The organism is Catenovulum sp. 2E275 (genome assembly GCF_025515275.1).
Classification (GTDB): domain Bacteria; phylum Pseudomonadota; class Gammaproteobacteria; order Enterobacterales; family Alteromonadaceae; genus Catenovulum.
In genome coordinates this window covers 1-4,624 of sequence record NZ_JAOPFU010000086.1, presented here as the reverse complement: position 1 = coordinate 4,624, position 4,624 = coordinate 1, and the positions used below count along the sequence as shown (strand labels likewise).

Sequence of the window (4,624 nt, the reverse complement as noted above, 5' to 3'; positions counted from 1 at the left end):
AACACTATAAGCTGGGAAATATTTCACCTGTTCAATATGAGCAGAAGTTACTAAAAAGTGCCTAAACATGTCTCCAAATTTAGTTGACCGTTACAAAGTTATCAGGGATAATTATTTGAATGATGGTTTTCAAGAAGTCTATTTGGCATACAAAACAAAAAGACTAGATTCTGTTGTCAGTGCATTTCTTTAATTCAGATTTATTCAGAAGTTATAAATGCAAGTTTATCATCTAAAAAAATAAAGCTTGCGTTACTGCCATCATCATATTTTTGTTGTATTTTTTTAAACGACATTACGATACCGTTTTTACCCAATTTCCTCATCCCTCCACTGAAATTTTTAGGCTGACCACAATATTGAATAAATTTATCATAATGATCACCTACCTCTATTTTCCCTTTATTACATATAATAAACTCACTCGAAATAGCGCTACTTGAAAATATAGCCAAAATAATCAAGCTGATAATATGTTTATTGTTCATTTAATTTCCTTAATCACAATATATTTTAGGAATATCTGGCCAATGGGTCGTATATCTTGGTGACATCATAGATCTTCTCATTTTCCAATCTTTACTTATTTCGGAACTAGCTAAAAAAATACCTCTGCCAAATCTGGTATTTATCTGGTCATAGCATTTCATCAACTCAGAATTATCCTTTACAGGATCAAACAACCCAAATTGAGTATAAGCAGCAGAGCCAAGATCAATTGCACCTAACCCACATTTAGCATATTTAAGTCCCGGTATAAATAATTTATGGATAACCTCAGTTACGGCTGACGCGATAACTCTAGTGTCAGCTGTCGCAATAGGAAAATTATAAATTATTGAGCAATTTTTATATTCTGTATCAAACCGGGAATTTTGAGCAAATATTAGTAGCTTTTTGACCGTTGAACCTTGTTTCCTCAATTTTCTTCCAACTATATCTGCATGTGTACTAAATGCGGATAATAGTGCATTTATATCTGTGACTTTCTGACCAAAAGATCGGGTTGAAAATATTTCTTTTTTTAATTGTCTGGTTTCATCCCAAGTTAAACAAGCCTCAAAATTTAATTCTCTGACCGTTTTTTCCAGCAGTACATTGTGGAATTTTCTCATGCTTTTAGGGTCTTGCCGGGATAACTCATAAGCATTTTTTAAACCCACTAGCTCTAATCTTTTAGATAACCTTGATCCCACACCCCAAACGTCGTTTAATTTCATTTGTTTAAGAATTTGCTCAGCCTGAGCCGCATTTTCAATCACAGCTACGCCATTAAAGCCTTGCAACTTTTTTGCTGCATGGTTAGCTACTTTAGCCAAAGTGAGTGTCGCACCAAAGCCAACCCCAACAGGCAATTTAGCTTCGCGCCAAACAGCAAGCCGAATTTGCTCACCAAGCCCTTGCCAGTCATTATCTATATGCTTAAATTTCAGAAAACTTTCATCAATACTATATATGTATTGATCGTCACAAAAGCGGCCAATTATATTCATCATTTTACCTGACAAGGATGCGTATAACTCATAATTTGATGAGCGAACAACAACATTGTGCTGTGATAAATAATCCTTGATCTTAAAATACGCCTCAAATTTAGGAATTTTGAGTTTTCGTGCAACAGGGCATATTGCACATACACAACCATCATTATTCGTTAACACAACTACTGGCGCACGACGAATACTCGGATCATAGGCTTTTTCAGCGGAGGCGTAGAACGAAACGGCATCGACTAGAGCATACATGATAGGAGTTCAACCGGCTTTCGATGGCATCGTACAGAAAATATAACAACCCCCTCTAACTGAAATTCATCACAATCTAATATGCTGACAGGTTTATGATCTGGCGCAGATGATATTAGGAGCTTATTGACCTTATCTAGTATTTTGCAGCAAAAATTACCATTGTAATTAGCGACAACAACATCAATATCCTTTGTTGTTTCAGACCTATCTACTATCAATAAATCACCATCAAAGATACCAAATTCTTGCATTGACGAACCTTTTGCCAATCCGATAAACGTAGCATTTGGATTGCGTATCAAAAGTTCATCAAGTGACAACCCCAATTCTTGATATTCAGCTGCCGGAGATTCAAAACCTGTAATGCCAGCAGATGCAAATATCGGAATAACTTTCATATCCAACCCCAAAAACAACTGTATATAAACACAGTTTAATTGTTTTTTTGTATTTTTTGTAGTGCTTTAAATAAATTGATGGTGAATATAATGAGTTGATTAATCACTCATAAAAACAATGCATGTTAATATTTTGACTATTCCAATATGACCAATGTTTATGCTGCTTCTATTTTTTAGCGCCTACTTATTATACTATATTGGAATACGGTGTAATAATGGGCTGTTATGGTATTTACAAAGGGTCAAAAACCGCCACCTCGAAAGCGTCCTGTTTCCGAAGCAGTGAAGCGTTTAGAGGCAAGCAAGAAAGGCGCGGGTAAGATAGAAAGCAAAGGACAACTCAAGAATATTTTAGCAAACGCCAACCGCGGTGATTGTGCAGAGCGGAACGTGGCGTTAATTTGGTTTTTATTCGGTTCGCTAACTCGAATCGGTGAAACATGCCAGCTCAAAGTTAAAGATGTTTTTACAAAATCTGGTGAGCTAAGATCTATTTTTAGAATGAAAGCTGAATATACCAAAACAGGTCAAAGTAGAGACTGTGCGTTGGTACTCAAGCAGCAAAGACAAGCTGTTTTGGCATGGCGAGATAGACGAATAGCGGATAAAGCTATGCTGTCAGCCGATGGTAGTTACAGCGGTTTAAATGGCGAAAGCCCTTTGTTTTTAGCGCGAAGTGGAAAGCGTTGGGTGACGATCTCTTTTAATGTTAAAAAATACAAAACTATAGATGGCATAAAGGAAACACTGGTTTGTTCTAGCATGGAAAATTATATCCGCAACTTGTTTAAACAATGCGGTTTCAGCCAAGGTTCAAGCCACTCAGGGCGTAAAAGCACCGCCAGCCTACTATCTGATGCTGGTGTCGATTATGACGTTATACAAATGGCTATAGGCCATGTTAGTGATGATATGACCGATACGTATATAATACCCGATCCGAAACGGTTAACGGTTGCACTGAATGACTTGTATAAAACAGTCCCCCCGTTAGAAACTAAAGAATGAATCAGTAATAGTTGGTCTTTACATTTTGCTTTATGGTAAAGATGTGGTATTCTTTACCGTATCACACATAGTAAAGAGGTGTTTATGGCTAAAGTAAGCGCAAAAAGACAAATTACCCTACCGATTGAACAATGTGTAGTGGCGCATATTAACGCTGGTGATGATGTAGAAAGCTTTGTTGATAGACAAGGTGTTATCTCTATCGTTAAAAAGCAATCAGGCGCAGCAAAAGGCTTGTTAAAAGGCATTACTATCAACACGCAAATTAGTGAGCAAGAATCATTAGAGAGTGCTTTAGATAAATGATCGCAATAGATACGAATGTATTGCTTCGTTACTTATTGCAAGATGATGAAAAGCAAGCGTCAAAAGCCGCAAAATTGATTTTAGGTACTGAGCCTGTCCTAATTACCGATGTTGTGTTGACAGAAACAATCTGGACGTTAAAAGGTAAACGTTACAACCTAAGCAAAGAGCAGATTATTGATGTGGTTCACGCGCTATTTGCAGAGCCGAATTTAACGTTTGAAGATGGTCAGGCGGTATGGGGTGCATTAAAGGATTTTACCAATGCAAAACCCATTAAGTCAGGCGGTAAGACTAAGCAAGCTGACTTTCCAGATGCGCTTATTGTTAATAAAGCAAAGCGTCATGGTCAGTTAACTAAAAAAGAAGTCTCAGCTATTTTTACGTTTGATAAAGCAGCGTTAGAAATAGGTGGCACTAAACAACCGTAAGAATTGGAAATACAGGAGAACGGTTATGAATAATGAAAAACAGATCATTGACTCCGTTTTAAAGTTATATTGGACACCAAAAAACACTCCCTTATGGATGATCTGATCCAATAGTTTTGGACACCTCATTAAGTGAGTAGAATAACTCACAGAGGTGAAAAATGACAAAAGTTAAAAAAGAAAGAAAAACCTATTCAATCGAATTTAAAGAAGAAGCTTTAAAATTAGCAAGTAAAGTGGGTGTAGCACAAGCTGCCAGAGAGTTAGCCGTATATGAATCCCAATTATACTATTGGTGCATATTCTGGCCGGACTTGAACAGCCATTCTGGAAACACTTGAACACCTATTATTGGCTGATCGGCATCAATGTTATCGCTATTTGGTGATCGCCATCCATGAAAATATGCAGACTGGATGAAACACAGAGTCGATAGTGAAAAGGGCAAACATATTTATAGCCACAGAATGTCGACGGTTGAACCCGTGTTTGCCAATATAGGCACTCAAAAACGGCTCAATAAATTTAGCTTACGTGGCAAAAATAAAGTAAATAGCCAATGGCAGTTATATTGTTTGGTACACAATATAGAGAAACTAGCGAATTATGGAGAATTAAGGCATTAAAGTTGGGGTAAAGGCCAAAATTCGCGTCAAGTACCACCGAAAATGGGCATTTAATTCATACAGTTGTCGTATCTGATATTTATCGATTAGTTGATAAATTGAGA

Annotated in this window: 6 protein-coding genes and 2 pseudogenes; 5 read left to right on the top strand and 3 right to left on the bottom strand. The window is 36.9% G+C overall.

Annotated features, from left to right (window positions below):
- Positions 1–200: 200 nt before the first annotated feature.
- The 3 genes from N7931_RS18995 to N7931_RS18985 are packed head-to-tail and all read right to left on the bottom strand — an operon-like array spanning position 201 to position 2,146.
- Positions 201–488: a hypothetical protein gene (locus N7931_RS18995; RefSeq protein WP_262795915.1), complete on the bottom strand. Its 288-nt coding sequence runs from the start codon at positions 486–488 to the stop codon at positions 201–203.
- A gap of 9 nt (positions 489–497) precedes the next feature.
- Positions 498–1,745 (bottom strand): Y-family DNA polymerase, encoded by a 1,248-nt coding sequence (locus N7931_RS18990; protein WP_262795914.1) that lies wholly within the window; start codon positions 1,743–1,745, stop codon positions 498–500.
- A complete protein-coding gene (locus N7931_RS18985) occupies positions 1,733–2,146 on the bottom strand; it encodes a LexA family protein (RefSeq protein ID WP_262795913.1) in 414 nt (137 codons plus the stop codon). The genes N7931_RS18990 and N7931_RS18985 overlap by 13 nt, the downstream gene beginning before the upstream one ends.
- A gap of 228 nt (positions 2,147–2,374) precedes the next feature.
- Between N7931_RS18985 and N7931_RS18980 the strand changes: the two genes are divergently transcribed.
- The 5 genes and pseudogenes from N7931_RS18980 to N7931_RS18960 all read left to right on the top strand — a co-directional run.
- Complete coding sequence (locus tag N7931_RS18980; protein WP_262795912.1) at positions 2,375–3,157, top strand: tyrosine-type recombinase/integrase; 783 nt, start codon at positions 2,375–2,377, stop codon at positions 3,155–3,157.
- Positions 3,158–3,241: 84 nt separating this feature from the next.
- Complete coding sequence (locus tag N7931_RS18975; RefSeq protein ID WP_262795911.1) at positions 3,242–3,463, top strand: AbrB family transcriptional regulator; 222 nt, start codon at positions 3,242–3,244, stop codon at positions 3,461–3,463.
- Positions 3,460–3,894, top strand: a complete 435-nt coding sequence (locus tag N7931_RS18970) for a PIN domain-containing protein (RefSeq protein WP_262795910.1) — start codon at positions 3,460–3,462, stop codon at positions 3,892–3,894. The genes N7931_RS18975 and N7931_RS18970 overlap by 4 nt, the downstream gene beginning before the upstream one ends.
- A 161-nt stretch (positions 3,895–4,055) precedes the next feature.
- Positions 4,056–4,190, top strand: a pseudogene (locus N7931_RS18965) (transposase); the annotation flags it as partial.
- Positions 4,191–4,307: 117 nt separating this feature from the next.
- Positions 4,308–4,520 (top strand): annotated as a pseudogene (locus N7931_RS18960) (transposase); the annotation flags it as partial.
- Positions 4,521–4,624 lie beyond the last annotated feature (104 nt).